The sequence below is a fragment of the Calothrix sp. NIES-2100 genome (assembly GCF_963875285.1).
Classification (GTDB): domain Bacteria; phylum Cyanobacteriota; class Cyanobacteriia; order Cyanobacteriales; family Nostocaceae; genus Aulosira.
The window spans coordinates 976,081-991,714 of sequence record NZ_CAWNLA010000001.1 but is presented as its reverse complement, the minus strand read 5'-3'; the positions used below and the strand labels follow the sequence as shown (position 1 = coordinate 991,714).

Here is a 15,634-nt window from a genome sequence, read left to right as displayed (position 1 = left end):
TGGTATGACTCAATCTTTTATACTCAATGGAAATTTGAGATATGAAACTTGGCTCTGTTGAACACAAAGAATTATTCTGCCACAGCTTTTTAAATAGCCACTTAGAATATGAGCCTGAGCATCTGCCCTGGCCTGATTTAAATGATGCAGATCTCGCGCGGTTACAAGCTATTCCCTTTTGGGAGAAAGCGCTGGATATTGAAAGAGAAGCTGGGGCAATGGTAAGTAGTTATGCTACCACTGTGACAGATCCCCTTTTGCATGAAGCGATCGCTCTCCAAGGCAGAGAAGAATCGCGCCACGCTAGGCTGATCGAGACACTCATTGACCGCTATAGTATCAACATGCCGGCACGCCCAGCGGTGGAAGTACCGCCCAATATTGAGCCAGCCTTCACCACCTTTGGCTTTGAAGAGTGTCTAGATTCCTTCTTTGCCTTTGGGCTGTTTGGGATAGCCCGTGACGCGAAAGTATTTCCTGAAGCACTCTTCACCATTTTTGATCCCATCTTGGACGAAGAAGCAAGACATATTGTCTTTTTTGTCAACTGGTTTACCTACATCCAAATTAATCGCCGTCAAGGCTTTTTACCTCTGCGGCTCGTCAGAACTCTTTGGTACTATGGCAAAGCACTGAGTAACTTAATTACCGCTTTTAGCGATGCCGATCCGAGTGGTACTGGCTTCACCGCCACTGGCGCTAGCACTTTCACCGACGACTTGAGCTTAGAAAAGTTTCTGAGTGTGTGCATTCAGGAAAATCATCAGCGCATGAGTAAGTATGATTCCCGATTACTCAAGCCAGAATTAATGCCTAAACTAGCGAGTATTGCCCGCCGTACTCTGCAATTCATCCCCCAGCAACGCCAGCCGCAAAATGTAGAGGCGAAAGGGGAATGGGGAATGGGGGGATAAGGGAGTGTGGGGAGTGTGGGGAGTGTGGGGAACTGATAATGCCTTTTGCGCCTTTGATATCGGTTCACGTTCATTATGATACCAATACGCTGGTAGGGGCACGGCAATGCCGTGCCCCTACGTAAAATGTATAAGTATCGGCGTTTTATTAACGAGGCTTTGAACTCCGTTAATAAGTCTTTGAACTCCGTTAATCAGGCTTTTAGCTCCATTAATCAGGCTTTGAACTCCGTTAACGAGGCTTTGAACTTCATTAATGAGGCTTTGAACTTCATTAATGAGGCTTTGAACTTCATTAACGAGGCTTTGAACTTCATTAACGAGGCTTTGAACTTCATTAACGAGGCTTTTAGCTTCATTAACGAGGCTTTTAGCTTCATTAACGAACCTTTGAGCCTGAAAGTTTAAGCTTGACAACTGACAACTAACAACTGACAACTGACAACTGACCAATGACAAATGCCCAATTAATCCTTGTCCCCCAAGGCGCAGAGTATCAAGCTGTGTGTCGTGGTTTAAGTCGTGTCACTAGCGCCAAGCCAACAGTAATTCCTGTTCCTGTTGGTATAAAACCTTTGACCACATATCTGCAAAAATTGCAAGCAGATGGACTGTTTCTTAATCATCCACAGACGAGAGTGCTGCTGATGGGTTTGTGTGGGAGTTTATCCCCCAACTACCCAGTAGGAAAAATTGTGTTGTATGAAAACTGTGTTTATCAGGGAAAGCGGCGAGAGTGCGACACTTACGGAGAAAGCACTTTCACAGCAGAGTTATACTCACAAATTAACTTAGTTAAGGGATTAACAAGCGATCGCGTCATTTGTTCCGCAACTGAAAAACGCCAGCTTGGTGAGACTCTAGGCGCTGATGTTGTCGATATGGAAGGATTTGCGGCGTTAGAGTTTTTCCATACCCTGGGTGTGTCAGTCGCAATATTGCGTGTAGTTAGCGATGATTGTCAACATGATATCCCCGATTTAACATCAGCAATCAGCGCCGATGGTTCTCTGCGTTCTTTACCCTTAGCGATCGCATTCATCCGCCAACCGATTGCGGCTACTCGTTTAATTCGCGGTTCTTTACAAGGATTGAAAGTATTGAGGGAGGTAGCTACCCTGTTGTTTTCTAGTGACAATTTGCTGCTTCCAGATCCCCCGACTTCTTAAAGGATACCGCTGGCTTACCCAACAGACCGCCGTCACCCTCGAAGGGTGCGGCTAATCGTACAAAGCCCACCTTCGTGGGCTAAATTTTCTTAGCCCACGAAGGTGGGCTTCGTAGCGTTAGCCCCAGGCTTCCAGCCTGCGGGCGGTATATCGGGTAAGCCAGAGAATTATTTGTATCCCCATCCTGAAAGGATACCGCTGGCGAATCAGAGGTCAGACCCATTGCTTACCCAACAGACCGCCGTCACCCTCGAAGGGTGCGGCTAATCGTACAAAGCCCACTTGCGTGGGCTAAGAAAATTCAGCCCACGCAGGTGGGCTTCGTAGCGTTAGCCCCAGGCTTCCAGCCTGCGGGCGGTATATCGGGTAAGCCAGAGAATTATTTGTATCCGCATCCTTAAAGAAGTCAGGGATCTAACTTTTCACCGAGAATATATATAGATATGCAGTACAGTCGGTGAGCAAAAAACCGGGAATTATCCTTATGACACCACTTACATTAAACCTCAATTCTGTAATTAAATTAACTTCAGAAGAGTTTTATCAACTATGTCAAGATAACCCTGATTTGAAGTTAGAACGTAACGCCGCAGGAGAATTAATTATCATGCCACCTACCGGGGGAGAAACAGGAAAACGTAATGTTAATTTAATTCTGCAAGTAGCACAATGGAACGAACAAAACCAGATGGGAGAAGTTTTTGATTCTTCCACGGGATTTACTTTACCAAATAAAGCTGACCGTTCTCCTGATGTGTCTTGGGTGGAAAAAAGTCGATGGAATGCTTTAACTCAAGAACAAAGAGAAAAATTTATTCCCCTCTGTCCCGATTTTGTCATTGAAATACTTTCCCCATCAGATAGATTGCAAAAAGTTCAAGAGAAAATGCAAGAGTATTTAGATAATGGCTGTCGTCTCGGTTTATTAATTAACCGAAAAAAGCAAGAATTAGAAATCTATCGCCCTCATCAACAAGTGGAAATTTTACCAGCACCTCAAAGTTTTGCCGCCGAAGATGTGTTACCCGGATTTATCTTAAATTTGCAGAAAATTTGGGAATGAAACCAGCGATAAGCAACTTGGTGAGGTACAGATTATTGTCAGGGCACAACAGTGTTGTGCCCCTACCAGCAAATTTCCGGTTTTAATTAACCTGGATAAACGCGCCCTTTCCAAGCACCACCGCGCCCTTGCCAGTGACGGATAGCGGAATCTACAGTCATCAGGGTATAAAGAAAAGCGATCGCAGGTAAACAAAAAGCTAACCAAGCCGGACATTTATAAAAGCGGATAGTTGGGTAGTAAGCTAAACTCATCAATAACCAGGCTGATAAACCCAAAAGTGCGATCGCTAAATTAAAGGTTAATGCACCAAAGATAGTTGCAAAGGGTGGTATTAAATAAATTAAGGTCATAGCTAAAACTGTGCCGACTAACAGCAATGGAGAATAATTGAGTTGGGTATAAGCAGTCCGCGCTACCATCTGCCAAACCGTCCGCAAATCTGGATAAGGTCGTAAACTCCGAGTTAAAGCACTCAATCCTAACCAAATCCGCCCTTTTCCCCCTTCCCCCTTCACAGCTTTTGCTAAGGCGCAATCATCAATTAAAGCTTGCCGAATCACCCCAAATCCGCCAATCTTTTCTAAAGCTTGTTTGCGAATCAAAATTGACCCCCCAGCCGCCGCTGCTGTAGAATTTTTGGGGTGATTCACCCAACGAAAAGGGTAGAGTTTTTGAAAGAAAAAGACGAAAGCAGGTATTAAAAGTTGTTCCCAAAAGCTTTGACATCTTAGTCGCACCATCACGGAAACCATGTCTAAATCTTCTTGTTCAGCTTTCGCTACTAATCGGCGCAGACTCCGCGAATCATGCTCAATATCCGCATCTGTGAGTAAAAAATAGTCTGGTGCAAAGTCAGTAGCCAGTTGAATACCTTGTTCCACTGCCCAGAGTTTACCACTCCAGCCCGGAGGTAAAGATTTACCAGAGATAATATGCAATTGATTGGGTTTATTTAAAGCGTAAGCCACCCCTTGGGCAAAGTCTGCTGTGCCATCTGTGCTGCGATCGTCCACCAAAAAAACGTTAAAATCACCAGGGTAGTCTTGGAGTAAAAGCGATCGCAAGGTGATGGGCAGTAATTCGGCTTCGTTACGGGCAGGTATAACTGCACAAATCCTCGGTAAAGAATGCAAAGGGATTTCTGCAACTTCTAATTGCTGGTCAGAACGCCAAAACTGTCCGCGTAAACTCAGTAATCCTATCCAAATGATTAAAGATAAAACTGTTATTACTAATACAACTGTCGCCATGACCTTTCACCCCTTCTCAATGTCTCAGACAGAATACTACAGCATATTTCAGGTACATGCAGTACATGGCTAAAACCCGCAACTTTCAAAAAACATGGGGGAGTGGGGGAGTGTGGGGAATTTTCTTCCCGATCTCTTCCCAATGCCCAATGCCCAATACTGTGTGTCTTGGGATTGTGGGAGAATATTTTTCACTCCTATTGAGAGATTTATTTGTTGTGGTGTAGAGGTTCAAGGATATTTGATGCAAACTCAAGATAGAGTCACAGTTAATCAAGTCGCAGAAGCGATCGCCGCTAGTCAAAAACATCTGCTGTCAATTCAAAAGCCCGCAGGTTACTGGTGGGCGGAGTTAGAATCTAATGTCACGATTACTGCGGAAGCTGTGCTACTGCATAAAATTTGGGGCACAGATAGCACCAGACCTTTACACAAAGTGGAAACTTACTTGCGTTCTCAACAACGGGAACATGGAGGTTGGGAACTTTATTTTGGCGATGGCGGAGAACTGAGTACTACAGTAGAAGCTTACATGGCTTTGAAACTCTTGGGTGTCTCAGGCGATGACCCAGCAATGCTCAAGGCTAAAGCTTTTATTCTCCAACAAGGTGGCATCAGTAAAACTCGCATCTTTACTAAACTACACCTGGCCTTAATTGGCTGCTACGACTGGCGCGGTATTCCTTCCCTCCCGCCTTGGATCATGCTTTTGCCCAATTCTTTCCCCTTCAATATCTATGAAATGTCGAGTTGGGCGAGATCCAGTACTGTACCGTTGTTGATTGTCTGCGATCGCAAACCGATTTTTCAAGTTGAGCCAGCAATTACTGTCGATGAACTATATGTAGAAGGACGCGATCGCGTTTTGTGGGAATTACCTAAACGTGGCGATTGGACTGATTTATTTCTTACCTTGGATCGTGGCTTCAAATTCGCCGAAAGCTTGAATTTTGTGCCTTTCCGCGACGAAAGCATCAAAGCTGCGGAAAAATGGATTATAGAACGCCAAGAAGCTACAGGTGATTGGGGGGGGATTATTCCCGCTATGCTGAATTCTCTGTTAGCTTTGCGCTGTCTCGATTATGACCCCACCGACCCCATTGTGGAACGGGGACTCAAAGCCGTCGATAACTTTGCCATTGAGACTGACACTACCTACTGCGTTCAACCTTGTGTATCCCCAGTTTGGGATACAGCCTGGGCGATTCGGGCTTTAATAGATTCCGGTTTCGCCCCCGATCATCCGGCTGTAGTACAGGCGGGAGAATGGTTAATTGACAAGCAAATTCTCGACTACGGAGACTGGACGGTTAAAAATCGTCAAGGAAAACCAGGCGCTTGGGCGTTTGAATTTGATAACCGCTTTTACCCCGATGTCGATGATTCTGCGGTTGTCGTCATGGCGCTACATCAAGCCAAACTCCCCAATGAAAAATTAAAACACGCCGCGATCGCCCGCGCTTTAAATTGGATTGCTTCTATGCAATGTAAACCAGGCGGTTGGGCAGCTTTTGACCTCGACAACGATCAAGATTGGCTCAATTCTGTACCCTATGGCGACTTAAAAGCCATGATTGACCCGAATACAGCTGATGTCACAGCTAGGGTATTAGAAATGCTGGGCGCTTGTAACCTATCAATAGATCATCATCATCTGGAAAGAGCGATCGCCTATACTCTGAATGAACAAGAACCAGAAGGTTGTTGGTTTGGTCGTTGGGGAGTAAATTACATCTATGGTACTAGTGGCGTACTTTCCGCTTTAGCCTTAGTTGCACCCAAAACCCAGCAACAAAGCATCGAACGCGGCGCAGCTTGGTTAGTACAATGTCAAAACCCGGATGGTGGCTGGGGTGAAACTTGCCGCACCTATAACGATCCTAGCCTCAAAGGACAAGGAACCAGTACAGCATCGCAAACAGCCTGGGCTTTAATTGGACTCATCGCCGCCGGTGAAGCTACTGGTAAATTTGCTCATCAAGCCATTGAAAAAGGAATAAACTACCTTTTGACCACCCAAAAGCCTGATGGTACTTGGTACGAATCATATTTTACAGGTACAGGCTTCCCCTGCCATTTTTATCTCAAATATCACCTCTATCAACAGTATTTTCCCTTAATCGCCCTCGGACGGTATCGGTCTGTTTTAGGGTAGAGGAGACGGTTGAATGTTGACCAATGACAAATGACCAATGACAAATGACCAATGACAAATGACCATTGACAAATGACAAACCTAATCGAATACGAACAAGCAACTGATGAAGTACGGGCGGTATATGATGACATCCGCGCCACCCGTAAGACTGAATATATCAACAATTTTTGGAAAGCGATCGCTAATCATCCGCCGACTCTGCAACGCACTTGGCAAGCTGTCAAGGAAGTGATGACTAGTCCCGGCGAGATTGATCCGCTGATGCGCGAATTAATTTACATCGCTGTAAGTGTAACAAATGGCTGTGATTATTGTATTGCTTCACATTCAGCCTCCGGGCGTGCCAAGGGAATGACTGATACTATGTTTGGTGAACTGTTAGCGATCGTGGCTACAGCAAACTCAACTAATCGTCTTGCTGATGGTTATAAAATTCCTGTGGATGAGCAATTTAAAACCTAGAATGCCGATTTTTGCGATAATTCTGGTATCTAGTTAGCTGCATCTCTTTGAAGATGAAGCGGCGACATATTTACAGCCTATAGCAGCTAAATAAAGGATATAGGTAGGGGCACAACATTGTTCATTGGTGTCAACTTAAGTTAAAAGGCTTATCCCACAAGCGTTTTACCCCTCCCCTTAATCCCCTCCCCGTTTACGGGGAGGGGACGTTTTGGCTTTAGACAAAACTGGGGTGGGGTAACGCGGATCGTGATGGTAGGCAATTTGATTCTAAATAACGTCTTGGCAAGGATTTCACGTTAAGTTGACACGTATGAACATTGTTGTGCCCTTTATTGATGTCAACTTAACGTCAAACCCCGATCCTCTTGATAATTTGTTGCCGATTGACAGTTTGACCATGCCAAAATTGCTGAGTCAGGAGCGCGATCGCTTCTAGGTAATTTATCTTATTTCAACTCTTACATCTTTATCTAAGCTAGAAATAAAATTAGGCTTAAAACTATTAGTGGTAAGCTCTTGGTGTTACCATCCTCAATAAAATACCGAGAAACTAATGATAAATATATAACTATTTTATTAATACAAACAGTATCTATTTAATACAAATTAAGTATGGAATTCTACCAAACAAATACTTTAACTTGTGCTAAATGTTTCTCTAAAAATTGCCGATTATTACTCAGTTTTCATCACTACAAAAAACTAGAATATTCATGCAAGCTGAGATATTTTTAAACCTACCGTAAGACAGATGATACTATTGCTAAATAAATATAGATTATTAGATATCACGCAAAGGGCATCACAAATCTTGAGGGTGCAGATACATAGGTAAAGACAGAGTAAAAAGCAAATTTTTTACTCTGTTTTAATTTTTATTGCGCTTTGCGTGTGATTTGTCAGTTTTTAGTGGTCAGTGGTCACTGAGATTCAAGGGACTTCCAAGGAAAAAAATATTTCCTTGCTATTGGTGACTGTTGACTGTTAACTGTGAACCGTCAACAACTTGAAAACACCTTTCCTACTAACAACTGACAACTGTACGGGCGGGTTCACAGATATCAAAGCTGATCAAGGATGATCTCAATAAACCCGCCCCTACTGACAAATTACTTAATTGTCGGTTTGATATTTTTGGCTTTGTAGAAAGTTTCCAAACTATCGCGATCGCCTACAAAACGCCAGTGCCACGGTTCATAACTGACACCTTGAGCATTATCCTGAGGAAAGGACATCTCAAAACTAAAACGGGCAGCATTTGCTTGTAACCACTGATAAGCTTTGGTATTATCAAAGTTAGCTTGGAGATTAGTTGCTGGTACGGCTCCATCGCCAACATCTACAGCATAGCCTGTGTGATGTTCACTATGACCGGGAGGCGCACTTAAAGCTGCTCTTTGGGCTGGAGTTTGATTTCGCTGCGCACCCACACCAAAAAATAACTGCTCCTGCTCTTTCACAGAACGAAAGCCAGAAATTGGGACTAAAATTACACCAGCTTTCCGTGCATCTTTTACCATCTCTTGAAATTTTTCCGCAGCAGCCTTTCGCATTCTAATTCGTCCAGAAACTACTGCTAGTTCAGATTCTGGCGCTTCTGTATATGCTAAATGCCCCAATATAGTATCGCTATTATTACTTTGAGAGTCTACAGAGCTTTCAGATGTTGGTGTTTCTGTAGGGGAAATAGTAGGTGTTGGTTGAGAATTAGCGATTTTTTTGGGTGAAACGAGAAAAAATACAAAGCCACTAGTAACAGCAAGCAGGACAAATGCGAATACTCCCCCAATCAGCAAAACTAGAGGTTGGACACCCACCTTAGGTTTTGGATCGGGAGTATCCCTTAAAGCTGCTGGAATATCATCACCAGAAGCAGCCGAAGAGTGTTGAGGTTCTCCAGAAAACCCAGCTTTATTCAAGAATTCACTCCTGCTTTTTTTCAATAGCCATAACAGATTTTAGACTGGAAAAAAATAAACGCAAGTGGTAGCATTTCACAGCTATATTTTTGGGTGCTATCTTGACAAATCTTTTAGAACTATATGCCAAGCTTGTGGGATTAGGCCTCTTAGGATTTATTTTGGGACGTAAGCTACCAAACACAGTTCCCTCAGGTTTGGCACAATTTCTCTTCTATGTGGGAGTACCGATAAGCATAGTATCTTTTTTATATCAAACTGATCTGAATGGACAGATTTGGATTGCACCTGCGATCGCTTACCTCGCTATTTTACTAGGAGCATTATTAGCTTGGGTGGCAATTAAATGGCAAGCCTACATGACAAATACCATGCCCCAACAACCAACGCAAGGTAGTTTGCTGTTGGCGGCGATGGTTGGTAACACAGGTTATCTCGGCTTTCCCATCACCTTAGCAATGGTAGGGGAAAAATACTTTGCTTGGGCTTTATTCTACGATCTCCTAGGGTCACTATTTGGGGCTTACGGCTTGGGAGTAGCACTAGCAGCGACTTTTGGCAGAAATGTTAGCAATTATTGGCAGATAACCAAGGCAATATTTATTAATCCTGCCCTTTGGAGTTTCGGTTTTGGCTTACTTTTGAGACAGGTAACAATCCCCAATTTAGTAGAATTCTGTTTAGATAAATTGGCTTGGATTGCCGTTGCTTTATCCCTTGTGTTAATTGGAATGCGACTGTCCCAGTTAAAGTCATGGAGCAGCTTACCACAAGTGGGCATCAGCTTGGCAATTAAAATGCTGATAGTTCCCTTAATTTTGGGAAGTATTTTACCACTGTTTGGTGTAACTGGTTCAGCAGCCCTAGTAATTGTACTTCAAATGGCAATGCCGCCAGCTTTTGCCACCCTAGTAATTGCTGAAACCTTCAATCTCGATCGCGACTTAGCCGTCACCGCCTTAGCCGCAGGAGCGATAGTATTACTGGTGACTTTACCATTTTGGCTATGGCTATTTTAACAGGGGCTAGGGGTTAGGGAGATGAGAGAGATGAGGGCGTGTGGGGAGTGTGGGGAGATGATGAAGACAAATGCCCCATGCCCAATGCCCCATGCCCAATGCCTGGTAGGCTGAGCGAAGTCGTTCGCGCAGCGTCTCGCAGAGAAGCCCCATGCCCAATATCATTATCTTTATTCGTTCTCTGTATTATTTCGTAAATTCGATTCATTTTTTGACAATAGCCTGTTAGTAATTACGAGGACAAGGACTAACATTAGTAGCTGGATTTGCCAAGGTGCTAAGACCAAACTCAAAATGAAGAACATGAAGCCAAATACACCAGCTATGTAAGCTATTTCATCAGTAGATTGCTTAACCAAATAGCCGGTTAATAAAGCTGTACAAAGTGGAACCAAGAAAAACAAAGCCATTTTTACTAACCTCTGAAATCAACCGTAATCACGCTGATATAAAAAGATGAAAAGGGAATTTGTCATTTTGGTTAATTTTACATCCCAGGCGGATTGACAAATCACTGGCTATGTAAAATAACGGTGTGGAAAATCAAGATTTTATAATCATCTGATAAATTAGCTTAACACTATACGCTTGCATGGGAAGTACGATCTAGCATATTACCTACAGAAGTCACGTTTTCCACTTAAACACCCAATGCTGAACATTCCTCAATTACTGGCAACTGAACTAGACCTTAAACCTTATCAGGTGCAAAATGCGCTGGAACTTTTAGCAGAAGGTGCAACAATCCCTTTTATCGCACGTTACCGTAAAGAGCGCACCGGCGAAATGGATGAAGTTCAATTGCGGGACTTATCCGATAGGTATACATACTTAACTGAACTGGAAGAAAGAAAAGCGGTAATTTTAAATGCGATCGCTAATCAAGGTAAACTCACTGATGAGCTAAAAGCGCAAATTACATCTAGTTTGCAAAAAACTGAGCTTGAGGATTTATACTTACCGTACAAACAAAAGCGACGCACCCGCGCCACTGTCGCTAGAGAGAAAGGTTTAGAACCATTAGCAGAGTTTATTAAGTCTTTAAATGTCAAAAATCCGGTGTCGGCTTCTCTAGAAACAGAAGCTGCAAAGTATATTTCGGAAACTCATGGTGTAAAATCTGCTCAAGAAGCCTTGAAAGGTGCGGCGGATATCTTAGCGGAGGAAGTTGCAGAAAAAGCTGAATCCAGGGCATATATCCGTGATTATCTCTTAGAATCTGGCGTATTTACCTCCCGGATTAAAGATGAACATCCTGAAGGAACAACAAAATTTGAAATGTACCGCAATTACCAAGCTAAGGTGCAAAATATTGCACCCCACAATATCTTGGCGTTGTGTCGGGGTGAAGCGGAGGGAATATTAAATTTTGAAATCGCCTTTGATGAGGATGTGGTACTTGCTTATCTAGAATCAAAGGAAATTAAAACCAAAGTCCGTGCTATTCGCGATTATTATCAGGCGATGATTAAAGATGCGTTTAACCGCTTGATGAAAGCTTCTTTGATGGGAGAAGTAATTGCCGAAAAGAAAGCCTATGCTGATTTTGAGTCGATTAAAACCTTTGAAACTAATTTACGTGAATTGCTACTATCTGCACCAGCGGGAATGAAACCAACCTTGGCAATTGATCCAGGTTTCAGAACTGGGTGTAAAGTAGCAGTAATTGACCAAACAGGTAAATTTTTAGAATACCAAGCGGTATTTCCCCATCAAGCAGCCGAACAACGTACAAAAGCTGCGCAAACTATCAAAAATCTGATTGAAAAATACAAAATTGAATTAATTGCCATTGGTAATGGTACAGCTTCTCGTGAGACTGATGAATTTGTCTCCCAAGTACTGCAAGCTAGCGATCGCAAACCGACAAAGGTAATGGTCAATGAATCGGGTGCATCTATATATTCTGCTAGTAAAGTAGCATTAGAAGAGTTCCCCGATTTAGATATTACCGTGCGCGGTGCTATTAGTATTGGTCGGCGTTTACAAGATCCGCTAGCCGAATTAGTGAAAATCGATCCCAAATCCATTGGTGTGGGACAATATCAGCACGATGTTGACCAAAAATTGCTGAAGAAAAAATTGGATGAAACAGTGGAAAGCTGCGTTAACTATGTGGGTGTAGACTTAAACACAGCTTCTAAAGAACTGTTAACTTTTGTTTCGGGAATTACCCCAACAGTAGCCAATAATATTGTTACCTATCGCAACCAAAATGGAGCCTTTAAAAATCGCCGCCAACTGTTAAAAGTTCCAAAGTTAGGGCCTAAGGCTTTTGAACAAGCAGCCGGATTTCTGCGGATTCGCAACGGTGAAAACCCCTTGGATAATACAGCCGTGCATCCAGAAAGTTACTCTGTAGTCGAAGCGATCGCATCTGACCTCAGCGTACCATTAAATCAAGTCACCCAAATCGCCGCCAAACTCCCAAAAAATAACCTGAAGAAATACGTCACCGCTACCATCGGCGAACCGACACTGCGCGATATCCTCAGCGAACTAGAAAAACCCGGTAGAGATCCCCGGGCTGAGTTTAAGTATGCCACCTTCAAAGCAGGAATTACAGAAATCAAAGATTTACAAGAGGGGATGGAATTAGAAGGTATCATCACCAACGTCGCCAACTTCGGGGCGTTTGTAGATATCGGCGTACATCAAGATGGTTTGGTGCATATCTCCCAATTGGCTGATAGATTTGTCGATGATCCCAAAAAGATTGTCAAAGTCGGACAAGTGGTAAAAGTTAGGGTACTGGAAGTAAATGAGAAATTGAAGCGGATTAGTTTATCGATGAAATCTGTGAAACAGTGACTTTAGGGACTTCCAAATAAAAAAACATCCCAATCATGAACTTACCAAGCCCGCAACTCGTAGGGCTGGGGTAACCGTAGCCCTACAATTTGGGATAATTTATTTTCTGGAGTTCCCTTAGGGACTAGGGGTTAGGGGCTAGGGGCTAGCGTTGCTTTGTTGGCTTGTGTCACTTTCCATTGGTGTCAACTTAAGTTAAAAGGCTTATCCCACAAGCGTTTTACCCCACCCCTCAATCCCCTCCCCGTAAACGGGGAGGGGAGGTTTTGCGTCAGCAAAGCCGGGGTGGGGTAACGCGGATCTTGATTTTAAGTGAGAGAATTCGCTCATCAAGTCTTGGCAAGGGTTTCGCGTTAAGTTGACACGTATGGTCACTTTCCCCAACCTACTTTTTGAGTTTGACAATACTAGGGAGATGGGGAGAAGATGATTTTCAGGCGATCGCACTGAGTAAGCAATCCCTCAGTGAACAATCGCCTCATATCCTCTTAGCTTAGGGACTTCCAAGTAAAAAAATATTCCCTTGTTATTGTTGAACGTCAACAGTCAACAGTCAACAGTCAACAGTCAACAACTTTAAGCGCAGATGGCAGTTTATCAAGTTCGGCTCATCAATCCGGTAATAGGGTTAGATCGCACCATTCAGGTACCAGACGATCAATATATTCTCGACATCGCAGAAGACAATGGTATCCGCCTGCCATCTGGGTGTAAACAAGGCGAATGTTCTGCTTGTGTTGCTAAACTCATCAGTGGTGAAGTGGATCAAAAAGAACAGAAATTTCTCCGTCCCCAAGAAGTTCAGGCTGGTTATGTTGTTACCTGCGTCACTTATCCCACCTCTGATTGCACTCTCGAAACCCATCAAGAACAAGTGTTATATAAGTCTTCGCTTTACTACAAGCAATAATTTTTTGTAATTAAACATCTCGGCATTTATTTATAAACTAAATATTAAATTCTCTGAGCATCAGTCAATCGCCACAAATTTAATAATTTCTTTATAAATCCTAATATACAGAGTTAGCCATTATAAAATTAGATTTTAGCAGTAACTAATAAAATAGTAAAATTAAAATCCATTTTTCAGCCGAATGGTAGAACCAGAATCTACCTTCATATTGATGTTCAAACAGATTGGTTAGTCGAAGATAGTGAAAGGAAGTTCACGTTATCGATGATCGGTTTGAGAGGTAAAAATCATGTTAGGACCAGTATTAACAGCAATAGCTACAGCTTTAAGCCTATTAATAGTTGATTTAGTTGTTCCCGGCGTTAATATAGCTAATTTTCCCGCAGCCATAATTGCAGCTTTAGTTATTGGCTTGATTAATGGTTCAGTAAAGCCTGTGATTTCTACTTTATCTTTACCACTTAATTTATTAAGCTTTGGTGCATTTTCCCTAGTTGTTAACGGTATTTGTTTCGCCTTAGCCGCTGCCTTAGTTCCCGGCTTTTCCGCCCACGGACTGATCGCTTTTATTCTCGGTCCAGTGATTCTGTCCTTTGCTAACACCTTCATTAACAACTACTTTGTGGAAAAGAATGTAGCTTTAGGCAGTGGAGATGTTCGTAACAAAGGCGAATTACCCTCTAGCTAACTATCTTTTAATATATCTGGGCGCTAGATATCAGTCATCGAATTAATTCCTGCGGTAGATTTGATAATTCGGTGACAGCCATACAAATGTAAGTAAACTAACCAATCATTAGAATCAAAACCATGAAATTAACTCGCTTACTTCTCGGTCTGTTATTACCTCCAGTAGGAGTTTTTCTAGAAGTTGGTATTGGCCCAACTTTGTTGATTAACATTTTACTGACACTGTTAGGTTGGCTTCCTGGTAGCATTCATGCAGTTTGGGTCATCGCCAAGCATGAAGAACAATTAAATAGACAGTACTAAAATCCGGTTGGCAAAATAAGCTGGGTTTAATCACAAAATATTGGTAATGGGTTTTTGGCACAGTCCATCTTTCCCATTACCAATTTTTATTACGCTACGCGTGTCAGTTGTCATTTGTCATTTGTTAGTTGTCAGCAATGCATCGCAATGGTATAGAATTTTTGGAAATTGGAAATGGGGATAGGCGAAGAATTACCAATGCCCAATGCCCAATGCCCAAGTAAGCTATTAAATTTTTACCCATGAGTATCGAGAGAGTATTAGAACCAGAAGTAATGGACACAATAGAAGAATCCGTTGCTTATGACGCAATGGATTTTTCTGAGGTAAATACTGCTTTTGTCAAAGAAGCGATCGCACTATGCCCTCAAGAACAAGCTACAATTTTAGATGCGGGTACTGGCCCTGGTCACATTCCCATCTTAATCTGCCAAATAAAACCACAATGGCAGGTAACCGCAATTGACTTAGCTGCAACTATGTTGGAGATTGCTGCCCAACACGTACAAAAAGCTGGTTTACAAGCACAAATTAATCTAGAATTAGTCAATGCCAAAAAATTACCCTATCAAGATGAGCAATTTGATATGGTAATTTCCAATAGTTTAATTCACCATTTACCCGATCCTTTACCATTCTTCTTAGAACTTAAGCGAGTGGTAAAACCTCACGGTGGGATTTTTATTAGAGATTTATTTCGTCCGGCGGATGAAGCGACAATTAATGATTTAGTTAACAGTATTGGGGTAGAATTTAACGCCATTCAGACAAAATGCTTCCGCGATTCTCTTTATGCTGCATTTACTCTGGATGAAGTGACAGAGTTATTTTCGCAAGCTGGTTTATCTGATGTAAAAATCTATCAAAACTCTAATCGCCATTGGACGGCTGAACGAGTTTGGAGTGAATAAGGCAGAGGGCAAGGGAAGGGGGATAAGGAAGACAAGGGGGACAAGG

Annotated in this window: 16 protein-coding genes; 13 read left to right on the top strand and 3 right to left on the bottom strand. The window is 42.7% G+C overall.

Annotated elements, in window-relative coordinates; genetic code table 11:
• The first annotated feature begins 41 nt into the window (after positions 1 to 41).
• From AACU32_RS04015 to AACU32_RS04000, 4 genes are all read left to right on the top strand, one after another.
• The gene (locus AACU32_RS04015; protein ID WP_096598083.1) at positions 42 to 914 is read left to right on the top strand and encodes a ferritin-like domain-containing protein; all 873 of its coding nucleotides are present in this window, start codon (positions 42 to 44) and stop codon (positions 912 to 914) included.
• A 111-nt stretch (positions 915 to 1,025) separates the two neighbouring features.
• The gene (locus AACU32_RS04010) at positions 1,026 to 1,322 is read left to right on the top strand and encodes a hypothetical protein (RefSeq protein WP_339377481.1); all 297 of its coding nucleotides are present in this window, start codon (positions 1,026 to 1,028) and stop codon (positions 1,320 to 1,322) included.
• Between the two features lie 44 nt (positions 1,323 to 1,366).
• Positions 1,367 to 2,083, top strand: coding sequence for a 5'-methylthioadenosine/S-adenosylhomocysteine nucleosidase family protein (locus AACU32_RS04005; RefSeq protein ID WP_096598079.1), 717 nt, complete (start codon positions 1,367 to 1,369; stop codon positions 2,081 to 2,083).
• 484 nt (positions 2,084 to 2,567) lie between these two features.
• Positions 2,568 to 3,146: a Uma2 family endonuclease gene (locus AACU32_RS04000; protein WP_096598077.1), complete on the top strand. Its 579-nt coding sequence runs from the start codon at positions 2,568 to 2,570 to the stop codon at positions 3,144 to 3,146.
• Between the two features lie 86 nt (positions 3,147 to 3,232).
• On the opposite strand, the gene AACU32_RS03995 is transcribed toward AACU32_RS04000, so the two are convergent.
• Positions 3,233 to 4,399 (bottom strand): glycosyltransferase, encoded by a 1,167-nt coding sequence (locus tag AACU32_RS03995; protein WP_096598075.1) that lies wholly within the window; start codon positions 4,397 to 4,399, stop codon positions 3,233 to 3,235.
• A 244-nt stretch (positions 4,400 to 4,643) separates the two neighbouring features.
• Here AACU32_RS03995 and shc point away from each other — a divergent pair, with 244 nt between their 5' ends.
• From shc to AACU32_RS03980, 3 genes are all read left to right on the top strand, one after another.
• On the top strand, positions 4,644 to 6,554 hold the full coding sequence (gene shc / locus AACU32_RS03990; protein WP_096607849.1) for a squalene--hopene cyclase: 1,911 nt from the start codon (positions 4,644 to 4,646) through the stop codon (positions 6,552 to 6,554).
• A 72-nt stretch (positions 6,555 to 6,626) separates the two neighbouring features.
• Positions 6,627 to 7,019, top strand: coding sequence for a carboxymuconolactone decarboxylase family protein (locus tag AACU32_RS03985; protein ID WP_096598073.1), 393 nt, complete (start codon positions 6,627 to 6,629; stop codon positions 7,017 to 7,019).
• 313 nt (positions 7,020 to 7,332) lie between these two features.
• Entirely contained in the window at positions 7,333 to 7,458 is a 126-nt protein-coding gene (locus tag AACU32_RS03980; RefSeq protein WP_339377480.1) for a hypothetical protein, read from the top strand.
• Positions 7,459 to 8,131: 673 nt separating this feature from the next.
• Here AACU32_RS03980 and AACU32_RS03975 read toward each other — a convergent pair.
• Positions 8,132 to 8,941: a M15 family metallopeptidase gene (locus tag AACU32_RS03975; RefSeq protein WP_096598071.1), complete on the bottom strand. Its 810-nt coding sequence runs from the start codon at positions 8,939 to 8,941 to the stop codon at positions 8,132 to 8,134.
• Positions 8,942 to 9,042: 101 nt separating this feature from the next.
• Between AACU32_RS03975 and AACU32_RS03970 the strand changes: the two genes are divergently transcribed.
• Positions 9,043 to 9,960 (top strand): AEC family transporter, encoded by a 918-nt coding sequence (locus AACU32_RS03970; RefSeq protein WP_096607848.1) that lies wholly within the window; start codon positions 9,043 to 9,045, stop codon positions 9,958 to 9,960.
• Between the two features lie 170 nt (positions 9,961 to 10,130).
• Here the strand turns inward: AACU32_RS03970 and AACU32_RS03965 are convergent, their stop codons facing one another.
• The gene (locus AACU32_RS03965; protein WP_096598069.1) at positions 10,131 to 10,370 is read right to left on the bottom strand and encodes a hypothetical protein; all 240 of its coding nucleotides are present in this window, start codon (positions 10,368 to 10,370) and stop codon (positions 10,131 to 10,133) included.
• A 241-nt stretch (positions 10,371 to 10,611) separates the two neighbouring features.
• Between AACU32_RS03965 and AACU32_RS03960 the strand changes: the two genes are divergently transcribed.
• From AACU32_RS03960 to AACU32_RS03940, 5 genes are all read left to right on the top strand, one after another.
• Entirely contained in the window at positions 10,612 to 12,771 is a 2,160-nt protein-coding gene (locus AACU32_RS03960; protein ID WP_096598067.1) for a Tex family protein, read from the top strand.
• Positions 12,772 to 13,357: 586 nt separating this feature from the next.
• Positions 13,358 to 13,681: a 2Fe-2S iron-sulfur cluster-binding protein gene (locus AACU32_RS03955; RefSeq protein ID WP_096598065.1), complete on the top strand. Its 324-nt coding sequence runs from the start codon at positions 13,358 to 13,360 to the stop codon at positions 13,679 to 13,681.
• Between the two features lie 292 nt (positions 13,682 to 13,973).
• The gene (locus AACU32_RS03950; RefSeq protein ID WP_096598064.1) at positions 13,974 to 14,372 is read left to right on the top strand and encodes a phage holin family protein; all 399 of its coding nucleotides are present in this window, start codon (positions 13,974 to 13,976) and stop codon (positions 14,370 to 14,372) included.
• 122 nt (positions 14,373 to 14,494) lie between these two features.
• Positions 14,495 to 14,677, top strand: a complete 183-nt coding sequence (locus AACU32_RS03945) for a YqaE/Pmp3 family membrane protein (protein ID WP_096598061.1) — start codon at positions 14,495 to 14,497, stop codon at positions 14,675 to 14,677.
• Positions 14,678 to 14,925: 248 nt separating this feature from the next.
• Positions 14,926 to 15,588, top strand: coding sequence for a methyltransferase domain-containing protein (locus AACU32_RS03940; protein ID WP_096607847.1), 663 nt, complete (start codon positions 14,926 to 14,928; stop codon positions 15,586 to 15,588).
• Positions 15,589 to 15,634: the final 46 nt, after the last annotated feature.